This window comes from Rhodococcus sp. Z13 (assembly GCF_025837095.1).
In the GTDB taxonomy this organism is placed as follows: Bacteria; Actinomycetota; Actinomycetes; order Mycobacteriales; family Mycobacteriaceae; genus Rhodococcus; species Rhodococcus sacchari.
The window spans coordinates 2465360-2487037 of sequence record NZ_CP107551.1; the positions used below are offsets into that span (position 1 = coordinate 2465360).

Consider the following 21678-nt stretch of genomic DNA (forward strand, 5'->3'; position numbering starts at 1 on the left):
GGTGGGGTCGGTCACAGCTTCACCGCCTGGTACAGGCCGCCGACCTCTTGGCGGTTGAGTACCCGGAGGGTGCCGGGCCGCTGGTCGCCGAGCGCGACCGCGCCGATGTGGGTGCGCACGAGCCGGATCACCGGGTGTCCGACGGCGTCGAGCAGGCGGCGGACGATGTGCTTGCGTCCCTCGTGCAGCACGATGCGGACGAGGGACTGGCCCTCGTGCACCTCGAGCAGCGCGAACTCGTCGACCCTGGCGGGGCCGTCCTCGAGCTCGACGCCGGCGCGCAGCTGCTTGCCGACGCCGCGGCCGAGCACGCCCTTGACGGTGGCGAGGTAGGTCTTGGGCACCTCGAAGGAGGGGTGCATGAGCCGGTGGGCGAGTTCGCCGTCGTTGGTGAGCAGCAGCAGGCCCTCGGTGTCGGCGTCGAGCCGGCCGACGTGGAACAGACGCTGCCCGGCGGCGACGCGTTCGGAGACGATGTCGCCGACGCAGGGGCGGCCGAGATCGTCGGACATGGTGGACTGCCAGCCGCGGGGCTTGTTGAGCACGAGGTGGACGAGGTCCTTGTTGATCACGACGCGGATGCCGTCGACGCGGATGACCGCGTTCTCGGGGTCCACGCGCAGGCCCTGTTCGACGACGATGTTGCCGTCGACCTCGACGCGGCCTGCGGCGATGAGTTCCTCGGCGGCGCGGCGGGAGGCCACACCGGCCTGGGCGAGGACCTTCTGCAGGCGCACGCCCTCGCCGGCCGGGAGGGGGGCGGGGGCCGCGTCCCGGTGCTGGTGGCGCGCGGGGCGGGCGTTGCTGATGGTGGGGAGGGTGCGCTGCGGGGCGCGTTTCGGGGCGGCGGAGCGGCCGGTCTTGCCGGTGCCGGTGCTCTTGGTGCTGTTGCCCTTGCGGTGCGGCTTCTTGCCGGTCACCGGCTGGGAGGAGTCCGACCGGCGGTCGGAGCGGGGCGCCTCGGCGCGTCCTCCCGTGCGGGGGTTCTTTCGTCTACGGTCCGGTGTGCCATCACGGCGAGCGGGTGTATTCACTTGGTTCCTGTCAGTTCTCTGGATCGAACTCCGCGGGCGAGAGAGCCTCGGGACGCGCGTTCCTGCCCATTCTCTCAAATCGTGGGTCCGACTCGAGACTGTCGGCGATGTCGTCGATCACATCGACATCGGGCAGAAGGGGCGCGACGGGCGGCAGATCCTCCAGGGAGGCGACGCCGAGGCGTTCGAGGAACAGGTCGGTGGTGACGTAGAGGGTGCCGCCGGTCTCGGGGTCGGTGCCGGCCTCGGCGATCAGGTCGCGGGCGAGCAGGGTGCGCATCACCCCGTCGACGTTGACGCCGCGGATGGCGCCGACGCGGCTGCGGGTCACGGGTTGCCGGTAGGCGACCACCGCGAGGGTCTCGAGTGCGGCGCGGGTGAGTTTGGTGCGGGCCCCGCCCTGCAGGAGCTTCTCGACGTAGGGGGCGTATTCGCGGCGGGTGTAGAGCCGCCAGCCGTCGCCGGCGTAGCGCAGGTCGATGCCGGAGCCGCGCGCGGTGTACTCGTCGGCGAGGCGGTGCAGGGCGTCCTCGGCGCGGGCGGCGGTGACACCGATGGCGGCGGCGAGCTGCTCGGTGGGGGCGGGTGTGTCGACGACGAGCAGCAGCGCCTCGAGGGCGGCGGTGAGTTCGTCGTCGGTGATGTCGAGCAGTTCCCCGTCCCAGGCGCGGCTGTCCTCGCCGTGGGGTGTGCCGGTGTGCTCGTCGCTCACCCGTAGTCCTCCTCGAATGCGATGTCGGTCTCGTCGGTCTCCCCGGTCCACGCGACCCGCAGCGGGCCGAGCGCGTCGGTCTGGTCGAAGGTGACGGCGCGTTCGCGGTAGAGCTCGAGCAGGGCGAGGAACCGCGCGACGATGAGCAGGCCGTGGTCGCAGTCGTCGACGAGCTCGTCGAAGCCGATCCAGACGCCGGCGCCGCGGTCGCGCAGCCGGGCGAGGATGAGCGCGGCCTGCTCGGGCACCGACACCTTGGGGGCGTGCAGGTGGTCGAGGCCGACGGTCGGTGGGGGTTTGGGGCGGAACGCGGCGGCGGCGATCTCGGCGAAGCGCTGCGGGTCGACACCGAGGATCACCTCGGGCACGAGGTTCTCGAAGCGGTCCTCGAGGGAGACCGCGCGGGGATAGCGGCGCAGCGCGGCGGCCTCGAGTTCGGCGAAGCGTTCGGCGACCTGTTTGTAGGCGCGGTACTGCAGCAGCCGCGCGAACAGCAGGTCGCGGGCCTCGAGCAGGGCGAGGTCCTCGGGATCGTCGACCTCCCCGGAGGGCAGCAGCCGCGCGGCCTTGAGGTCGAGGAGGGTGGCGGCGACGACGAGGAATTCGGTGGTCTGGTCGAGGCCGGCCTCGGGGCCGAGTTCGCGGGTGTAGGCGATGAAGTCGTCGGTGACCTCGTGCAGGGCGACCTCGGTGACGTCGAGGCGGCGTTGCGAGATCAGGGTGAGCAGCAGGTCGAAGGGCCCCTCGAAGTTGCGCAGCCGCACGTGGAAGCCGGTGCGGGGCTCGGGCTCCTCCGCCGCCGGGGGCGCACCGGCCGGTGGGTCGGGGTCCGGTCGGGCCGGGGCGGGCCCGGCCGGGTCGTCGAGGCTGCCGTCGGTGATGGGTCTGTCCTGGATGGGGGCGTGCACGGAAGTCAGCGACCGCTCCGGTGGATCACCTCGCGGGCCAGTGCCCGGTACGCCTCGGCGCCCGCGGAGGCGGGGGCCCAGCGGGTGATGGGTTCCCCGGCGACGCTGGTCTCCGGGAACTTCACGGTGCGGTTGATCACCGCGTCGTAGACGAGATCGCCGAAGACCTCGACCACGCGGGCCATCACCTCGCGGCCGTGCAGGGTGCGCGAGTCGAACATGGTCACCAGGATGCCCGCCACCGACAGCTTCGGGTTGAGCCGGTCGCGGACCTTGTCGACGGTGTCGTTGAGCAGCGCCAGGCCGCGGAGGCTGAAGAACTCGCATTCCATCGGGATGAGCACCGAGTCGGCGCAGGCCAGGGCGTTGACGGTGAGCAGCCCGAGGGAGGGCTGGCAGTCGACGAGGACGTAGTCGTAGCGGTCGAGCATCGGGTACAGGGCCCGGCCGAGGGCCTGCTCGCGGCCGACCTCGGAGACGAGCTGGATCTCCGCGGCGGACAGGTCGATGTTGCTCGGCAGCAGGTCGACGTTCTCGACGTGGGTGCGCACGAGCACCTCGTCGGCGGAGACCCGGGGTTCGACGAGCAGGTTGTGGACGGTCAGCTCGAGATCGTGGTGGGCGACCCCGAGCCCGGCCGACAGGGCGCCCTGCGGGTCGAGGTCGACGAGCAGCACCCGGCGGCCGTATTCGGCGAGGGCGGCACCGAGGTTGATGGTGGAGGTGGTCTTGCCGACCCCGCCCTTCTGGTTGCACATCGCGATGATGGTGGCCGGCCCCTGGTGCGAGGGGGGCTGCGGCTCGGGGATGTGCCGGCGGGGCCGCCCGGTGGGGCCGAGTTCGGTGTCCGGGCTCACGTCGGTACCGGGGGCACCGCGGTGCGGCGCGTCGGCGGAGACGGTGGCCGGTCGGGTGTACGGCTGTGCGGTGTACGTGGCGGGTGGCCGAGGTGTGCCCACGTTCGGTACTCCCCCTGTCTTGCGACCCTGGTGTTCACTCGTCCCGACGCTGGGCCGGGGCGATCCGTCGGACGAAACGCTACCGCTTCGCCGCCGGGTCCACCGTACGGGACACGCACCGGATCGGGGCGGCGTCAGCGGGCGCGGGGATGCGCCTGCGCCCACACCTCCCGCAGCGCCCCGGCCGTGACCAGCGTGTATATCTGCGTGGTCGTCACAGAAGCATGACCGAGCAACTCCTGTACCACCCGCACGTCGGCGCCGCCGTCGAGCAGATGGGTGGCGAACGAGTGTCGCAGGGTGTGCGGGGACACCGCGATGTCCAGGCCGGCGCGTTCGGCGGCGGTCTGCAGCACCTTCCATGCGCTCTGCCGCGACAGGCGGCCGCCGCGCACGTTGAGGAACACCGCGGGGCTCTGCCCGGTGGCGAGGGCGGTGCGGCCACGCACCAGATAGGCGTCGAGCGCCGCCAGGGCGGGCCGGCCCACCGGCACGAGGCGCTGCTTGCCGCCCTTGCCGCGCAGCAGCACGGCGCGGGCGGAGGCGTCGATGTCGTCGACGTCGAGACCGACGGCCTCGGAGATGCGGGCGCCGGTCGAGTACAGCAGCTCGAGCAGGGCCCGGTCGCGCAGGCCGCGCGCGCCGTCGGCCTCGGAGCCGGCGGCGTCGAGCACGGCGGCGACCTGGTCGACGGTCAACGCCTTGGGCAGGCGCCGGCCGGCGCTGGGGGGTTTGACGGTGCGGGCCACGTCGACGGGGGTCTGCCCCTCGGCGGCGGAGAAGCGGTGCAGGCCGCGCACGGCGATGAGGGCGCGGGCGGCGGAGCTGGCGGCCAGGGCCGGGCGGCTCCGCTCGGGGTCGCCGCGGCGCAGGCTCGCCCCGAACTCGCCGATGTGGTGTTCCTGCACGTCGGCGAGGTCCCCGATGTGCAGGTCCGTCAGGTATTCGAGATAGCGGCGCAGGTCGCGGCGGTAGGACGCGAGGGTGTTCGCCGCGACCCCGCGTTCGACGGTGAGATGCGCGAGATAGGCGTCGAGTTGCCGGGTGAGGGTCGGCGCGGGGGCGTGTGCGGGGTCGACCTGCGCGAGCTGTTCCTCACCGGGCGGCACGGTCACCGTCCCGCGCGGGTGCGGGCGAAGGCGGTGGGCCGGTCCGGCCACGGCGCGTCCGCAGTCCGGGTGGGCAGCCCGGTGGCGCGGCCGGCGGCGAGGGCCAGCAGCCCGGACACCGCGGTGGCGTTGACGATCTCGCCGCGCAACACCATGGCCACCGCCTCGTCCACGGGGATCCGGTGCACCTCGAGGTCGGCTTCCTCGTGTTCCGGATCGGGCCGGTCGACGGTGCGCAGGCCGCGGGCGGCGAACACCCGCACCGCCTCGTCGGTGAAGCCGGGCGAGAGGGCGATGTCGACGAGCACCTCCCAGTCGTCCGCGGCGAGGCCGGTCTCTTCGGCGAGTTCGCGGCGGGCGGTGTCGAGGGGGTCCTCACCGGGGGCGTCGAGCAGCCCGGCGGGCAGTTCCCACAGGCGGCGGCCGAGCGGGTGCCGGTACTGGTGCACGAGCACCACCCGGTCCTGTTCGTCGACGGCCACGACGGCGACGGCCCCGTGGTGTTCGACGACCTCCCGCTCGGCGGTGTGCCCGTCGGGCATCGCCACCTCGTCGACGCGCAGCGACACGATGGCCCCGGTGTAGATCCGCCGGCTCGACAGGCTGCGGAATTCGTGTCGCTGCGCCATCGTGACTACTCGGTCTCGCCCGAGGCGGGAGCCGAGACCACCGGCTCCTCGGCGGCCGGGACGTCCTCGCCCGGGATGTCCACCGGGAGCCGTTCGGCGGCCTTGTACTGCAGGGCCGCGGCGATCAGGCCGGCGAACAGCGGGTGCGGGCGGGTGGGGCGGCTCTTGAGCTCCGGATGCGCTTGGGTGGCCACGAAGTATGGGTGCACGTCGGCGGGGTACTCGACGAACTCGACGAGACGCCCGTCCGGGGAGGTACCCGAGAACACCAGGCCGGACTTGGCGATCCGGTCGCGGTAGGCGTTGTTGACCTCGTAGCGGTGCCGGTGCCGCTCGGAGACCTTCTCGCTGCCGTACGCCTTGGCGACGACCGAGCCCTTCTTCAGCACCGCGGGGTAGGCGCCGAGCCGCATGGTGCCGCCGAGATCGGCCTCACCGGCGACGGCCTGCTCCTGGTCGGCCATCGTGGAGATGACCGGGGAGCTGGTGTCCGGATCGAACTCGGTCGACGACGCGTCGGCGATGCCCACCGAGCGGGCCGCCTCGATGACGACGCACTGCAGGCCCAGGCACAGGCCGAGCAGCGGGATCTTGCGGGTGCGGGCGAACCGGATGGCGCCGAGCTTGCCCTCGATGCCGCGGATGCCGAAGCCACCGGGGATCAGGACGGCGTCGACGTCACCGAGATGCTTCTCGGCGCCGGCCTCGGTCTCGCACTCGTCGGAGGCGACCCAGCGGATCTTGACCTTCGCGCGGTGCGCGAAACCGCCGGCGCGCAGCGCCTCGGTGACCGACAGGTAGGCGTCGGGCAGGTCGATGTACTTGCCGACCAGGGCCACCTCGACGGTCTCGCGGGGGTTGTGGACACGCTCGAGCAGGTCGCCCCAGACGGTCCAGTCGACGTCGCGGAAGGGCAGGCCGAGCTGGCGCACGACGTAGGCGTCGAGGCCCTCGCTGTGCAGCACCTTCGGGATGTCGTAGATGCTCGGGGCGTCCGGGCAGGAGATGCAGCCGGCGACGTCGACGTCGCACATCAGCGAGATCTTCGCCTTGAGCGAGGCCGGCACGTCGCGGTCGCAGCGCAGCACCAGCGCGTCGGGCTGGATACCGATGTTGCGCAGCGCGGCCACCGAATGCTGGGTCGGCTTGGTCTTCAGCTCGCCGGACGGGCCGAGATACGGCACGAGCGAGACGTGCAGGAAGAAGCAGTTGTCGCGGCCGACCTCGTGGCGCACCTGGCGGGCGGCCTCGAGGAAAGGCTGGGACTCGATGTCGCCGACGGTGCCGCCGATCTCGGTGATCACCACGTCGGGGGCGTGCCCCTCGGCGTCGGGAGCGGCCATCGCGAGGATGCGGCGCTTGATCTCGTCGGTGATGTGCGGGATGACCTGCACGGTGTCACCGAGGTATTCGCCGCGACGCTCCTTGGCGATCACCGTCGAGTAGACCTGGCCGGTGGTGACGTTGGCGTCGGCGGACAGGTCGCGGTCGAGGAAACGTTCGTAGTGGCCCACGTCGAGGTCGGTCTCGGCGCCGTCCTCGGTGACGAAGACCTCACCGTGCTGGAACGGGTTCATCGTTCCGGGATCGACGTTGAGATACGGGTCGAGCTTCTGCATCGTCACGCGCATGCCGCGTGCGGTGAGCAGGGCCCCCAGGCTCGACGCTGTGAGCCCCTTGCCGAGCGAGGATGCGACGCCCCCGCTGACGAAGATGTGCTTGGTAGGGGTACGCGAGTGGCGTGACTGTGGCAAAGAAGCTCCCGTGACGTCTGGTGCAGGACTTTTGGACTGATGCGATACAGCTGGGGCCTGCCGACCCACGGAATTTCACGGTAACACCTCCGGAGGCAGGCGCGTACCCGACCCGCGGGTACGCGTCCCCGGATCGGCGAGATCACAACCGTCGCGGCATGTGAGCGCCGCCGGATGCAACCGATCTCACACCGCGCCGGGGACGGCGTGCCCTCGCGGGCCGGCCCGAAGGTGCCCTCGCGGGCCGGCCCGAAGGTGTCCTCTGCCGGCCGGGACGGGAGGTGTCTAGCGGGCGGGCGAGCCGACGGTCACGGAGGCGGCGTTGGGGCCGGTGCCGTAGCGGCCGCTGCCGCCGTCGACCTGTTCGCGCAGCGCGAGAACCGTGGTGATCCGCCCCGATTCGCGGTCGAGGGTGTCCACCGTGGACAACCCCGCGGCGAGCGCCGCGTCGGCCCGCACCACGGCGATGGGTCCGTTGCCGACCGCCGCGCCGGGCCGGCCGGTGAGCACCGCACCGGCGCCGCGGCCGTCGACGGCCCCGGCGAAGCGGGCGATCAGCGCCGCCCGGTTGCCGGCGTGCTCGGGGTCGCCGGTGTGGTCGCCGGTGACGACCAGGGCGGCCTGCGCCGGTTCGATGCCGTCGTCGTAGGTGACGAACCCGCCGCTGCGCAGGGTGCTCAGTGCCAGGGCCCGTTCCTCGGGGGTGCTGCGCGGCTGACCGGTGCCCGGGTCGACGAGCAGCACCGCGCCGAGCAGGTCACCGGCGAGGCTGCCGGGGTCGACGGCGCCGGTCTGCAGCTCCACCCCGGCGGGCACCACATTGGTGACGGTGGTGCGCAGCTGGTCGGCGCCGGCCGCGTCGACGAACGACTCGGTCAGCGACACCCGCCCGGTGACGCGGCCACCGGCGGCGGCCACGGTGCGCACGAGCGCGTCGAGGTCCTCCGGGTCGGCGTCGGGGGTGGTCACCACCAGCACCGACCGGTCGAGCAGTTCGTCGCGCACGATCCTCGGAGCGACCGTGGCGTCGAAGCCGTCGGCGGCGAGCAGCTGGGCGTCGAGCAGCGAGGCCCGGTCTTCGGCGTCCTGCACCTCCTGGCGCAGCTCGGCCTTGTCGTCGCGCAGACCGGAGACGACGCTGTCGGCGAGCAGCCCGGAACCGAGCACGATGCCGATGGCCAGGGCCAGGAAGACCGCCACGAGGGAGACGGCGTGGTGGCGCATCGAGATCACGCGCGCAGACCCCGGATCCACTCGACGAGGCTGTCCCACCACTGTTTCGCGAGTTCGACGACGTCGGCGCCGAGATTCGACACGACCAGCGCGGCGATGACCGCGATGAGCGCCGCGAACACGAGCAGGGCGATCACTCCGCCGGAGACGCGGCTGCGGTAGAGCGTGGCCACGGCCTTGGCGTCGACGAGCTTCGCACCGACCTTCAGCCGGGTCATCACCGCCGACGGGTTGGTGTCGCGGCGGCCGTGATCGAAGAACTCGTCGAGGGAGACGGTGCTGCCGACGGTCACCACCAGCGCCGCGCCGTGATGGTCGACGAGCAGCAACGCGAGATCGGTGGGGGTACCCGCGGCGGGGAAGGTCATCGCGCCGATGCCGAGATCCTGGATGCGTTCCAGGCCGGGGGCGTGCCCGTCCGGGTCGGCGGGCAGCACGACCTCGGCGCCGGACTTGAGGGTCGCGGTGCCGATCTCGTCGGGATCGCCGACGATCAGGTCGGGCTTGTAGCCCGCCTTGGTGAGGGTGTCCGCGCCGGGACCCACGCCGACGAGGATCGGCGAGTACTCCTTGATGAACGGCTTGAGGTCCTTGAGGTCCTGCACGTGGCCGGGACCGTCGGAGACCACCACGACGTGCCGGTCGCGCAGGTCGAGGTCGATGTCGGGGATGCCGACGCCGTCGATGAGCAGTGGGCTCTCCGAGCGGATGAACTCGATGGTGTTGCCGGAGAACGCCTCGAGGTGGTCGACGAGCCCGGTCTTGGCCTCGATCATGCGATCGGAGATCTCGACCTCGGTCTGCTCCTCGCCCTCGACGAGCAGCTTCTCGCCGGCGTAGACGTTGCCCTCGTGCAGGCGGATCTTGGCGCCGTCCTTGATCTTCTTGAAGACCTCGGCGCCGACGTTGTCGACGAGGACGATGTCGTTGGCGACGAGCACCTCGGGGCCGAGATTCGGGTAGCGGCCCGAGATGGACGGGGAGGCGTTGACGACGGCGGTGACGCCGGCCTCGACGAGCGCGTCGGCGGTCACCCGGTCGAGGTCGATGGCGTCGAGGACGACGATGTCACCGGGGCCCACCCGGCGCAGCAACTTCGCGGTGTTCCTGTCCACCCGGGCGATGCCACTCACTCCGGGCAGCGATTCGTTGTTCCGTGACAACAGCGCCGGCAACTTCATGGCAAAGATGATGCGCTGGTATACGGGTGAGGTCGTGGAGGCGCGCCGGACGGTCGTGAACATCACGGCCCGCCGTGGCGTGAACATCACGGCCCGCCGTGGCGTGAACATCACGGCCCGCCCGGCAACCCGGAGGGACCGGTCAGCCGGCACGCTCTGCGTGGGCGACGGCGAGCAGTTCCTCGGCGTGGGCGCGGCCGGTCTCGGTGTCGTCGAGCCCGGCCAGCATCCGCGCCAGCTCGGTGACCCGCTCCTCCTCCGTCAGCGTCCGCACCCCGCTGCTGATCACCCCGGCCCGGTCGTCGACCTTGTCGACGACGAGGTGGGTGTCGGCGAACGCCGCGACCTGCGGCAGGTGCGTGACCACGATGACCTGGTGGGTGCGGGCCAGGCGCGCGAGGCGGCGGCCGATCTCCACCGCGGCCCGCCCGCCGACCCCGGCGTCGACCTCGTCGAAGACCATGGTGGCGCCGCGTTCGGTGCCGGCGAGCACCACCTCGAGGGCGAGCATCACCCGCGACAGCTCACCGCCGGACGCGCTGCGCGCGAGCGGCCGCGCCCCGGCACCGGAGTGGGCGGCGAGCCGGAACTCCACCTCGTCGATGCCGGACTCACCGGCGTGCAGCAGCCGGTCGCCGACGGGCAGGGGTGCGGAGTCGGTGGCGGTGGCCTCCCGCTCCCCCACGTGGACCTCGAGCACGGCGCGGCCCATCGCGAGCCCGGCCAGTTCGGCGCTGACGGCCTTGGCGAGCTTGCCGGCGACCTTGCGGCGCGCCGCGGACAGGGCCTGCGCCGCCTCGGCGGTGGCGGCGGCCTCGGCGTCCACCTCGGCGGCGAGCTTGTCGAGGGCCTCGGCGGAGACGTCGAGACCGGACAGGCGTTCCCGGGCGTCGCGGGCCCACTCGAGCACCCCGTCGATGTCGGCGGCGTACTTGCGGGTGAGGGTCTTCAGTTCGGCCTGCCGGTTGAGCAGCGACTCGAGCGCACCGGGATCCGAGGGCAGATCCGACAGATAGCCGGACAGGTCGGAGGTGATGTCGGTGACCACGGTGATGGCCTCGGCCAACCGCGGTCCCAGTTCACGCAGCACCGGGTCGTCGCTGCCGTCGAGCCGGGAGCGGGCCTCCCCGAGCAGATCCAGGGCGGACCCCAATCCGTCGCCGGCACCGTCCTCGTCGCCGGCGAGGGCGGTGTGCGCGGCGGTCGCGGCCTCGCGCAGGGAGTCGAGATCCGACAGGCGCCGCACCTCCTCGACGATCCGCTGGTCCTCCCCCGGCTCCGGAGCGACACGGTCGATCTCCTCGAGCCCGAACTGCAGCCGGTCGGCTTCCTGGGCGAGCTCGCGGGATCGTTCGGTGCGTTCGGTCAGCTCGGCGCGGGCGGCGAGCCAGCGGCGGCGGTGCGTGCGGTACCGCTCGAGCAGACCCGCGACGGCCTTGCCGCCGAACCGGTCGAGGGCGGCGCGCTGCTCGTCGGGGCGCAGCAGCCGCAGCTGGTCGTTCTGGCCGTGCACGGTCAGCAGCGGGTCGGTGAAGTCCGACAGCACCCCCACCGGCACGCTGCGTCCGCCGAGATGGGCGCGGGAGCGGCCGTCGCTGCCGACGGTGCGCACCGCGATGATGCTGCCGTCCTCGTCGCGCTGGGCGCCGGTGGACTCGAGCAGCTCCACGATCTTCTTCTCGATGTGGCTGGGGGCGGGTTCGATCTCGAACCGGCCCTCGACGACCGCGCGGGCGGCGCCCTCGCGGACCCGGGACGGATCGGCGCGCACCCCGGACAGCAGGTGCAGGCTCGTGACGACCATGGTCTTGCCGGCACCGGTCTCGCCGGTGAGCACCGTCAGACCTCCGTGGAACCGCGCGTACGCCTCGGAGATCACACCCAGATTGTCGATCCGGATCTCTGCGAGCACCTCAGAGTTTCCTTCCCCGCCAGCCCTTCACCGGAAGTTCGAACTTGCGCACCATCCGATCGGCGAACGGTGCCGAATCCAGACGCACCCAGCGCACCGGGTTGCGTCCGCGTACCACCTCGAGCCGGGCCCCGGCCGGCATCTCGAGGATGCGTCGCCCGTCGCAGAAGACCAGCCCGTCGTGTCCCCCGGCGAGGGTCTCGACGGCGATGATCGATTCCGGGCTGGTGACCAGCGGCCGGGCGAACAGCGCGTGGGCGTTGCTCGGGATGACCAGCAGCGCCTCGAGTTCCGGCCACACGATCGGTCCGCCCGCGGAGAACGCGTAGGCGGTCGAGCCCGTCGGGGTGGCGACGAGCACGCCGTCGCAGCCGAACGACGAGACCGGGCGCCCGTCCACCTCGAGCACCACCTCGAGCACCCCGAGCCGTGATTTGTTCTCGAGGCTCGCCTCGTTCAGCGCCCAGCAGCGGTCGAGGATCTCGTCCTCGAGGCGCACCGTCACGTCGAGGGTCATGCGCTGCTCGATGCGGTACTCGCGGCGCACCACCTGCAGCAGCGCCTCCTCGAGGTGTTCGGCCTCGGACTCGGCGAGGAAACCGATGCGGCCGAGGTTGATGCCGAGTACCGGGACCGCGTCGTACTGGGCGAGTTCGGCGGCGCGCAGGAAACTGCCGTCGCCGCCGAGGACGATCACCATCTCGCAGCCGGCCGCGGCCTCCGGGCCGGGTTCGACGACCCGGATGAAGCTGCCGGGCACGGCGAGGACGCCGAGTCCGTTGGCCACCGCCTCGTCGTCGAGGGTGCGCAGGCCTATGCCCGCCTCCCCCAGCATCCGCGCGACCCGCAGTGCGGTACCGGCGATCTCGTCGCGCCCGGAATGGGAGACGAGCAGGATCTCACGGTCGAACGGCGCCGTGTTCTCCGCGCCGGTCCCGGGGGTCCCGGTCCCTGTGGTCACTGTGGTCCTTCCTGCACCGCACGTTCGATCCGTTCGATCACCTCGGGGTCGAGTTCCTCCGACCCCGGCGCACCGGCCCGCAGCCACAGGAAGTACTCGACGTTCCCCGACGGCCCCGGCAGCGGGCTCGCCACGGCGCCGAGGGTGCGCAGGCCGAGCCGCTGCGCCTCGCGGGCCACGTCGACCACCGCTTCGGTGCGCAGGGCCGGGTCGCGCACGACGCCGCCGCTGCCCACCCGGTCCTTGCCGACCTCGAACTGCGGCTTGACCATCGGCAGCAGATCGGCGCCGGGCTTCGCGCAGGCCACGAACGCCGGGAGCACCAGTTTCAGCGAGATGAACGACAGGTCGGCGACCACCAGGTCGACCGGCCCCCCGATCGTCTCGGCGTCGATGCTACGCACATTCGTTCGATCCATCACGTGCACACGCTCGTCGGACTGCAGCCGCCACACCAGTTGTCCGTAGCCGACGTCGACGGCGACGACCTCCGCGGCCCCCTCGTGCAGCAGCACGTCGGTGAATCCGCCGGTGGAGGCGCCCGCGTCGAGGCACCGCTTGCCCGCGACCGTCACGCCCTGCGGGGTGAACGCCTCGAGCGCGCCGAGGAGTTTGTGGGCGCCGCGGGACGCCCAGTTCACCTCGTCGGCGACCTCGGTGACGATCAGCGGGGTGTTCGGTTCGACGGCGGTCGCGGGTTTGGTCGCGACCGTGCCGGAGATCAGCACCCGCCCGGCGGCGATCAGCTCGGAGGCGTGTTCCCGCGACCGTGCCAGTCCGCGGCGGACCAGTTCCGCATCCACTCGTGCCCGGCGTGCCACGTCAGATCCTGTCCACGGTCGACAGCGCCTGCACGAGGACGTCGTGGGCGCGTTCGAGCAGGTCGGCCTGCTCGAGGAGGCGGGACTGGTCGGTGATCGGGAGGTCGGATCCCTCCCCCTGCTCGCGCACACGGGTCAGCAACGCGTCGACCTCCTCGTGGACACGAGCGGGATCGACGGTGGGGCGTGCGCCGGGGAGGTGTTCGCCCGGACGTGGAATCGACGTGCTCATCGCCGTCCACGCTAGTCGATCACCGTGACCGCTCCACACCGTCCGGTGCGGATCAGGCCGGCACACCCCATGCCGCGAGAACGGCCCGGGCGCGTGCGTCGTCGGCCACGACCTGCCCGAATGCGGGCTCGGCCCAGGCGAGATCGAGCACGGCTCGCAGCGCCTGCATCGGGTCGTCGGAGTCCCCGGTGGCGGCGAGGTGAAGATCACCGCCGTCGACGGTCACCGTCCACGCCGGGTCCGCGGCGGGACGCAGCCGCTCGGCCGGCTCGTCGAGGGAGGTCAGCGACCCGGCGACGTAGGTGGGTCGCTGCCGGGCGGGGGCGCGGAGCAGGTCGGCGACGGTGCTCACGCCGGTCAGGACGAGCAGCGAGTCGGCGCCGACGGCGTCGGCGCCCTCGATGTCGGTGTCCAGCCGGTCGCCGATCACGAGGGGCCGCCGGGCAGCTCCCCGTCGGATCGCGTCCTCCAACAGGGGCGCGGCAGGCTTGCCCGCGACGAGAGGGGTCGCGCCGGTGGCGTTGCGCACCGCGGCGACCATCGACCCGTTGCCCAACACGAGCCCCCGCTCGGTCGGCAGGGTCGAGTCGATGTTGGTGGCGACCCACAGGGCACCGGACCGCACCGCCAGGGTGGCCTCGGCGAGCATCGCCCAGCCGGTGTCCGGGGAATGGCCCTGTACGACCGCGGCCGGACCGGCGTCGGCGGTACGCACCGGCTCGAGACCGACCGCGGCGATCTCCTCGGCCAGCGCCTCGGTGCCGACGACCAGCACGGGCGTGCCGGCGGGCAGTTGCTCGGCGAGCAGCCGGGCCGCGGACTGGGAGCTGGTGACCACCGACGCGTCCTCGGCGGGGAAGCCGAGTTCGCGCAGGTGCAGCGCCACGTCCGCGGGCCGGCGACTCGCGTTGTTGGTCACGTACAGGACGGTGTCGTCGCCACCGGTCAGGGCCTCGCGGGCACCGGGCACCGGTTGCGCACCCCGGTACACGGTGCCGTCGAGGTCGAGCAGCAGGACGTCGTAGATCTCGCGGAGAGTCTTGCCGACAGGGAGGTTCCCCTCGGTCACGGGGCCTCTCCGGTGAGTTCCTCCACCCGTTCCTCGGCGTCGGTGACGCCTTCGAGGTCGGCGGCGGCGGAGTGCAGGAACCACTGCAGGCCCTCCTCCGTCCGGCCGGCCGCGACGAGAGCGTCGGCGTAGGCGTAGAACAGGCGTGCGGCCGCGGTGCCCCGACGCTCGGGATCGAGATCCGGTGTCTGCAGCGTCACGACCGCCTGGTCGTACTGACCGAGGTCCATGCGGGCACCCGCGACGACGATGCGCAGCTCGCTGGCCTCGTCTCCGGTGAGAGCGCGGGCCTCCTCGCTGCGGCCGATCTCGATGGCCTTCTCCGGCCGTCCGAGACCACGCTCGCAGTCCGCCATGACGGCAAGAAGGCTTGTGCCGCCGGACATCCGGCGGGCAGCGCGCAGCTCCGACAGGGCCTCGGCCCATTCACCGGCGTGGTACGCGGCGATACCGGCGGCCTCACGCACCACGGCGATGCGGCCGGCGCGCTGCCGGGCGGCGCGGGCGTGGGCCAGAGCGGCACGCGGGTCGTCGTCGAGCAGCTTGACGGCCATCACCAGGTGCCGGGCGACGGTGTTGGCGTTCGACTTGTCCAGGCTGAGCAGGTCGCGGCGGATCGTCGGGTCGAGCTCCGACGCCTCGACGTCGTCGGGCAGATCGGGCTCGTCGGGACGGGCCTCACGGCGCTGCGGGGCGACACCCTCGCGGCCACGGCCGGGACCGAAACCGCCCTCGCCACCGCGGCGACGGGGAGCTCCGCCTCCGCGACGGTCACCGCCGCGCTGGTCGCCGCCACGGCGGTCGTCACGGTTGCCGTAGCTGCGCTCGCCACGGGGACGATCGGAACGGTCGTCTCGATTGCCGTAAGTACGTTCGCCGCGGGGACGATCCGAGCCCTGCCGGCGGTCGTCTCCACTGCGGCGCGGTCGATCGTCACCACCGCGGGGGCGATCGTCCCGGCGCTGGGGCCGGTCGTCGCTGCGCCGACGGTCGTCGCCGGTGGAACGCTCGCCGTAGGGGCGGTCACCGCGTTCGCGGTACGGCCGATCGTCACGCTCGCGGTACGGCCGATCGTCACGCTCGCGGTACGGCCGATCGTCTCGCTCGCGGTACGGCCGATCGTCTCGCTCGCGGTACGGCCGATCGTCACGCTCGCGGTACGGCCGATCGTCACGCTCGCGGTACGGCCGATCGTCACGCTCGCGGTGCGGCCGATCGTCACGGCGCCCGCGGGAGTCGTCATTGCGGCCGCGGTAGGGACGGTCGCCCTGGCCGCTGCGGCGGTCGTCTCCACGGCCGGACGATCGTCCGCCGGAGCTGAAACCGCCCTGCCGGCGGTCGTCGCGACCGCCTCGCTGCTCCCCTTCGCTGCGATTGTCGTCGGCGCGCTCGGCGCCCTCGTTCTTACGGCCCGACCACGGAGTGGATCCTCCACTCCGGAAGGACCGACGTTCACCGTTGCTGTCGGACACAGAAAAATCCTCTCATGAAAACACGGAAGGGGACCCACTCCTGTGGGTCCCCTTCCGGAACGGGTGTTCGGCGGTGTCCTACTCTCCCACACCCTGTCGAGTGCAGTACCATCGGCGCAGACAGGCTTAGCTTCCGGGTTCGGAATGGGACCGGGCGTTTCCCTGTCGCTATGGCCGCCGTAACTCTATGAAACTTCACGCACCAGAATCGACCACCCGAACACCGCCGGGCCCGACATCTGATGTGTGTGCTGTTTCAGATACCGCACAGTGGACGCGTAACACCTTCATGGTAAGTCCTCGGCCTATTAGTACCGGTCACCTCCACACATTACTGCGCTTCCAGTTCCGGCCTATCAACCCGGTGGTCTGCCGGGCCTACCCTCGAGGGGTGAGAAACCTCATCTTGGAACAGGCTTCCCGCTTAGATGCTTTCAGCGGTTATCCCTTCCGAACGTAGCCAACCAGCCATGCCCCTGGCGGGACAACTGGCACACCAGAGGTTCGTCCGTCCCGGTCCTCTCGTACTAGGGACAGCCTTCCTCAAGTTTCTAACGCGCGCGGCGGATAGAGACCGAACTGTCTCACGACGTTCTAAACCCAGCTCGCGTGCCGCTTTAATGGGCGAACAGCCCAACCCTTGGGACCTACTCCAGCCCCAGGATGCGACGAGCCGACATCGAGGTGCCAAACCATCCCGTCGATATGGACTCTTGGGGAAGATCAGCCTGTTATCCCCGGGGTACCTTTTATCCGTTGAGCGACACCGCTTCCACATGCCGGTGCCGGATCACTAGTCCCGACTTTCGTCCCTGCTCGACCTGTCAGTCTCACAGTCAAGCTCCCTTGTGCACTTGCACTCGACACCTGATTGCCAACCAGGCTGAGGGAACCTTTGGGCGCCTCCGTTACATTTTGGGAGGCAACCGCCCCAGTTAAACTACCCACCAGGCACTGTCCCTGAACCAGATCATGGTCCGAGGTTAGATGTCCAATACGATCAGAGTGGTATTTCAACAACGACTCCACGACAACTGGCGTCACCGCTTCACAGTCTCCCACCTATCCTACACAAACCGAACCGAACACCAATACCAAGCTATAGTGAAGGTCCCGGGGTCTTTTCGTCCTGCCGCGCGTAACGAGCATCTTTACTCGTAATGCAATTTCGCCGAGTCTGTGGTCGAGACAGCAGAGAAGTCGTTACGCCATTCGTGCAGGTCGGAACTTACCCGACAAGGAATTTCGCTACCTTAGGATGGTTATAGTTACCACCGCCGTTTACTGGGGCTTAAATTCTCAGCTTCGCGGAGTAAACCCCGCTAACCGGTCCTCTTAACCTTCCAGCACCGGGCAGGCGTCAGTCCGTATACATCGTCTTACGACTTCGCACGGACCTGTGTTTTTAGTAAACAGTCGCTTCTCTCTGGTCTCTGCGACCACCCCCAGCTCAGAGTGCAAGACTCATCACCAGGGCTGGTCCCCCTTCTCCCGAAGTTACGGGGGCATTTTGCCGAGTTCCTTAACCACAGTTCTCTCGATCGCCTCGGTATTCTCTACCTGACCACCTGTGTCGGTTTGGGGTACGGGCCGTGTACCAACTCACTAGAGGCTTTTCTCGGCAGCATAGGATCACTGAATTCCCCTCAACGGGTACGCATCACCTCTCAGGCTCCATGAATGGCGGATTTGCCTACCATTCGCCCTACCGGCTTACACCAGGTATTCCACCACCTGGCCCAGCTACCTTCCTGCGTCACCCCATCGCTTGACTACTACAGCCAGGGTCCCGTGCAGCCATCCCCAGAGCCCCCGAAGGGACAAAGAGAACTTTTGGACGGTTAGCACAACTGCCTCGCCATTGGGCGCGGATACACGGGTACGGGAATATCAACCCGTTGTCCATCGACTACGCCTGTCGGCCTCGCCTTAGGTCCCGACTCACCCTGGGCGGATTAACCTGGCCCAGGAACCCTTGGTCATCCGGCGGACGAGTTTCTCACTCGTCTTTCGCTACTCATGCCTGCATTCTCACTCGCGCAGCCTCCACAACTGGGTCACCCCGCTGCTTCCACGGCTGCACGACGCTCCCCTACCCATCCACACCACTGCCGGAGAAACCGTAATCCCTCCGAGGTGTTGTGTGAATGCCGCGGCTTCGGCGGTGTACTTGAGCCCCGCTACATTGTCGGCGCAGAACCACTTGACCAGTGAGCTATTACGCACTCTTTCAAGGGTGGCTGCTTCTAAGCCAACCTCCTGGTTGTCTCAGCGATCCCACATCCTTTTCCACTTAGTACACGCTTAGGGGCCTTAGCCGGCGATCTGGGCTGTTTCCCTCTCGACTACGAAGCTTATCCCCCGCAGTCTCACTGCCACGCTCTCACTCACCGGCATTCGGAGTTTGGCTGATTTCGGTAAGCTTGTGGGCCCCCTAGACCATCCAGTAGCTCTACCTCCGGTGAGAAACACGTGACGCTGCACCTAAATGCATTTCGGGGAGAACCAGCTATCACGGAGTTTGATTGGCCTTTCACCCCTACCCACAACTCATCCCCTCAGTTTTCAACCTAAGTGGGTTCGGGCCTCCACGACGTCTTACCATCGCTTCACCCTGGCCATGGGTAGATCACTCCGCTTCGGGTCTAGAACATGCCACTCAACCGCCCTGTTCGGACTCGCTTTCGCTACGACTACCCCACACGGGTTAACCTCGCGACATGCCACTAACTCGCAGGCTCATTCTTCAAAAGGCACGCCATCACCAGCCATGAACCAAATCATGCACCAGCTCTGACGGATTGTAAGCGCACGGTTTCAGGTACTATTTCACTCCCCTCCCGGGGTACTTTTCACCTTTCCCTCACGGTACTAGTCCGCTATCGGTCACCAGGGAGTATTCAGGCTTATCGGGTGGTCCCGACAGATTCACACCGGATTTCACGGGCCCGGTGCTACTCGGGTATCCGATTCGACAGTCGCCATGTTTTCGTCTACGGGGCTCTCACCCTCTACGACAGGCCGTTCCAGACCACTTCGACTAACACAACGATTTCTGACTGTCGGCCGACTCGGCAGCGTCGACATATCGAACCCCACAACCCCGAACACACAACCCCTGCCAGGTATCACATGTGCCCGGTTTAGCCTCATCCGCTTTCGCTCGCCACTACTCACGGAATCACTGTTGTTTTCTCTTCCTGTGGGTACTGAGATGTTTCACTTCCCCACGTTCCCTCCACACACCCTATATATTCAGGTGCGGGTAACACGACATCACTCGTGCTGGGTTTCCCCATTCGGAAATCCTCGGATCACAGCTCGGTTGACAGCTCCCCGAGGCATATCGCAGCCTCCCACGTCCTTCATCGGCTCCTGGTGCCAAGGCATCCACCGTACGCTCATAAACACTTACAACAAAGATGCTCGCGTCCACTGTGCAGTTCTCAAACAACACACAACAACCCCTACCGCAAGAAACCGAAGCTCCTCGTTTCGCGGATCATCGTCGCTGAAAAAACACTCGCGTGTTCCCTCAGGACCCAACAGTGCACCGATATAACCACCGCACACCACCACTATTGGATGATGCATACACGGTGATGGTTGTCAGCGTTCCACCCATGAGCAACCGTGTCCCACGATCGGGGACAATCGGCCTCTGCCTGCTCCCCCACCACCTGCGTGCTGGTCCGAGACAGGAGATGCTCCTTAGAAAGGAGGTGATCCAGCCGCACCTTCCGGTACGGCTACCTTGTTACGACTTCGTCCCAATCGCCGATCCCACCTTCGACGGCTCCCTCCCACAAGGGGTTAGGCCACCGGCTTCGGGTGTTACCGACTTTCATGACGTGACGGGCGGTGTGTACAGAACCGGGAACGTATTCACCGCAGCGTTGCTGATCTGCGATTACTAGCGACTCCGACTTCACGGGGTCGAGTTGCAGACCCCGATCCGAACTGAGACCGGCTTTAAGGGATTCGCTCCACCTCACGGTATCGCAGCCCTCTGTACCGACCATTGTAGCATGTGTGAAGCCCTGGACATAAGGGGCATGATGACTTGACGTCGTCCCCACCTTCCTCCGAGTTGACCCCGGCAGTCTCCTGCGAGTCCCCACCATTACGTGCTGGCAACACAGGACAAGGGTTGCGCTCGTTGCGGGACTTAACCCAACATCTCACGACACGAGCTGACGACAGCCATGCACCACCTGTATACCGACCACAAGGGAAACCCCATCTCTGAGGCGATCCGGTATATGTCAAACCCAGGTAAGGTTCTTCGCGTTGCATCGAATTAATCCACATGCTCCGCCGCTTGTGCGGTCCCCGTCAATTCCTTTGAGTTTTAGCCTTGCGGCCGTACTCCCCAGGCGGGGCGCTTAATGCGTTAGCTACGGCACGGATCCCGTGGAAGGAAACCCACACCTAGCGCCCACCGTTTACGGCGTGGACTACCAGGGTATCTAATCCTGTTCGCTACCCACGCTTTCGCTCCTCAGCGTCAGTTACTGCCCAGAGACCCGCCTTCGCCACCGGTGTTCCTCCTGATATCTGCGCATTTCACCGCTACACCAGGAATTCCAGTCTCCCCTGCAGTACTCAAGTCTGCCCGTATCGCCTGCAAGCCCGCAGTTGAGCTGCGGGTTTTCACAGACGACGCGACAAACCGCCTACGAGCTCTTTACGCCCAGTAATTCCGGACAACGCTCGCACCCTACGTATTACCGCGGCTGCTGGCACGTAGTTGGCCGGTGCTTCTTCTGCAGGTACCGTCACTTGCGCTTCGTCCCTGCTGAAAGAGGTTTACAACCCGAAGGCCGTCATCCCTCACGCGGCGTCGCTGCATCAGGCTTTCGCCCATTGTGCAATATTCCCCACTGCTGCCTCCCGTAGGAGTCTGGGCCGTGTCTCAGTCCCAGTGTGGCCGGTCGCCCTCTCAGGCCGGCTACCCGTCGTCGCCTTGGTAGGCCATTACCCCACCAACAAGCTGATAGGCCGCGGGCTCATCCTGCACCGAAAAAACTTTCCACCCCCTGCCATGCAGCAGAAGGTCGTATCCGGTATTAGACCCAGTTTCCCAGGCTTATCCCAGAGTGCAGGGCAGATCACCCACGTGTTACTCACCCGTTCGCCACTAATCCACCCAGCAAGCTGGGCTTCATCGTTCGACTTGCATGTGTTAAGCACGCCGCCAGCGTTCGTCCTGAGCCAGGATCAAACTCTCCGTTAAAGACTCTCGATCCCCCCGAAGGGGTAATCAGCCATAAGCGTAGAGCCAAATCACTAGCGTAAAAACTCAAATACCGATCGCCCCAGACGGAAGAACGAGACGACCAGCAAACAACCACTCCGCTAGAAGTGGCTGCACCAAAAAAATTTGGCACTGACATTCATCGGCACACTGTTGAGTTCTCAAAGAACACGCACACACCATCACGTTCCGGACTGGTGTCCGGCCCGCTCCGGGGCAACCGTTCCAAGCTATCACACCCGATTTCGGATCCGCAACCCGGCAGATCCTGCGATTCGGGGGTGAATCGCCGTTCGAAGCGACTTCGTGGACACGCTTACTGCCGAACCGTGCGGTCCGGGTCGGTGTTCCGTGTCGCTCGAACGACGACTAAGTTACGCCGACGCTAACGAGCCGTCAAATCCGCTGGTCAGAGGCCCGCCAGCGTCGGCGAAC

15 protein-coding genes and 3 rRNA genes are annotated in these 21678 nt (G+C 68.3%); all 18 read right to left on the reverse strand.

What is annotated here, in order from left to right; translation table 11 throughout:
* Positions 1–11 precede the first annotated feature (11 nt).
* Positions 12–920: a pseudouridine synthase gene (locus OED52_RS11250; protein ID WP_413247648.1), complete on the reverse strand. Its 909-nt coding sequence runs from the start codon at positions 918–920 to the stop codon at positions 12–14.
* Between the two features lie 124 nt (positions 921–1044).
* Positions 1045–1746 (reverse strand): SMC-Scp complex subunit ScpB, encoded by a 702-nt coding sequence (gene scpB / locus OED52_RS11255; RefSeq protein WP_413247649.1) that lies wholly within the window; start codon positions 1744–1746, stop codon positions 1045–1047.
* Positions 1743–2654, reverse strand: a complete 912-nt coding sequence (locus OED52_RS11260) for a segregation and condensation protein A (protein WP_413247650.1) — start codon at positions 2652–2654, stop codon at positions 1743–1745. Before OED52_RS11260 ends, scpB begins: the two co-directional genes overlap by 4 nt.
* A 5-nt stretch (positions 2655–2659) precedes the next feature.
* Positions 2660–3613, reverse strand: coding sequence for a ParA family protein (locus OED52_RS11265; protein ID WP_264150993.1), 954 nt, complete (start codon positions 3611–3613; stop codon positions 2660–2662).
* A gap of 134 nt (positions 3614–3747) precedes the next feature.
* Positions 3748–4722, reverse strand: coding sequence for a site-specific tyrosine recombinase XerD (xerD, locus tag OED52_RS11270; RefSeq protein ID WP_264154661.1), 975 nt, complete (start codon positions 4720–4722; stop codon positions 3748–3750).
* Positions 4723–4724: 2 nt separating this feature from the next.
* The gene (locus tag OED52_RS11275; protein WP_264150994.1) at positions 4725–5351 is read right to left on the reverse strand and encodes an NUDIX domain-containing protein; all 627 of its coding nucleotides are present in this window, start codon (positions 5349–5351) and stop codon (positions 4725–4727) included.
* Positions 5352–5356: 5 nt separating this feature from the next.
* A complete protein-coding gene (locus OED52_RS11280) occupies positions 5357–7105 on the reverse strand; it encodes a CTP synthase (RefSeq protein WP_264150995.1) in 1749 nt (582 codons plus the stop codon).
* A 285-nt stretch (positions 7106–7390) separates the two neighbouring features.
* Positions 7391–8338: a copper transporter gene (locus tag OED52_RS11285; protein WP_264154662.1), complete on the reverse strand. Its 948-nt coding sequence runs from the start codon at positions 8336–8338 to the stop codon at positions 7391–7393.
* Positions 8335–9519, reverse strand: a complete 1185-nt coding sequence (steA, locus tag OED52_RS11290) for a putative cytokinetic ring protein SteA (RefSeq protein ID WP_264150996.1) — start codon at positions 9517–9519, stop codon at positions 8335–8337. Before steA ends, OED52_RS11285 begins: the two co-directional genes overlap by 4 nt.
* A 142-nt stretch (positions 9520–9661) precedes the next feature.
* Complete coding sequence (gene recN, locus OED52_RS11295) at positions 9662–11431, reverse strand: DNA repair protein RecN (RefSeq protein ID WP_264150997.1); 1770 nt, start codon at positions 11429–11431, stop codon at positions 9662–9664.
* Position 11432: 1 nt separating this feature from the next.
* Positions 11433–12392, reverse strand: a complete 960-nt coding sequence (locus tag OED52_RS11300; RefSeq protein ID WP_264150998.1) for an NAD kinase — start codon at positions 12390–12392, stop codon at positions 11433–11435.
* Complete coding sequence (locus OED52_RS11305) at positions 12389–13213, reverse strand: TlyA family RNA methyltransferase (protein ID WP_264150999.1); 825 nt, start codon at positions 13211–13213, stop codon at positions 12389–12391. The genes OED52_RS11300 and OED52_RS11305 overlap by 4 nt, the downstream gene beginning before the upstream one ends.
* 1 nt (position 13214) lies before the next feature.
* Positions 13215–13445 (reverse strand): hypothetical protein, encoded by a 231-nt coding sequence (locus OED52_RS11310; protein ID WP_264151000.1) that lies wholly within the window; start codon positions 13443–13445, stop codon positions 13215–13217.
* Positions 13446–13497: 52 nt separating this feature from the next.
* Positions 13498–14514 (reverse strand): HAD-IIA family hydrolase, encoded by a 1017-nt coding sequence (locus tag OED52_RS11315; RefSeq protein WP_264151001.1) that lies wholly within the window; start codon positions 14512–14514, stop codon positions 13498–13500.
* On the reverse strand, positions 14511–15986 hold the full coding sequence (locus OED52_RS20805; protein WP_413247651.1) for a hypothetical protein: 1476 nt from the start codon (positions 15984–15986) through the stop codon (positions 14511–14513). The genes OED52_RS11315 and OED52_RS20805 overlap by 4 nt, the downstream gene beginning before the upstream one ends.
* A gap of 65 nt (positions 15987–16051) precedes the next feature.
* Positions 16052–16168 (reverse strand): 5S ribosomal RNA (rrf, locus tag OED52_RS11325).
* Between the two features lie 106 nt (positions 16169–16274).
* A 23S ribosomal RNA gene (locus OED52_RS11330) occupies positions 16275–19403 on the reverse strand.
* A 298-nt stretch (positions 19404–19701) separates the two neighbouring features.
* Positions 19702–21222 (reverse strand): 16S ribosomal RNA (locus OED52_RS11335).
* The 16S, 23S and 5S rRNA genes sit together here, the layout of an rRNA operon.
* Between the last annotated feature and the right edge of the window lie 456 nt (positions 21223–21678).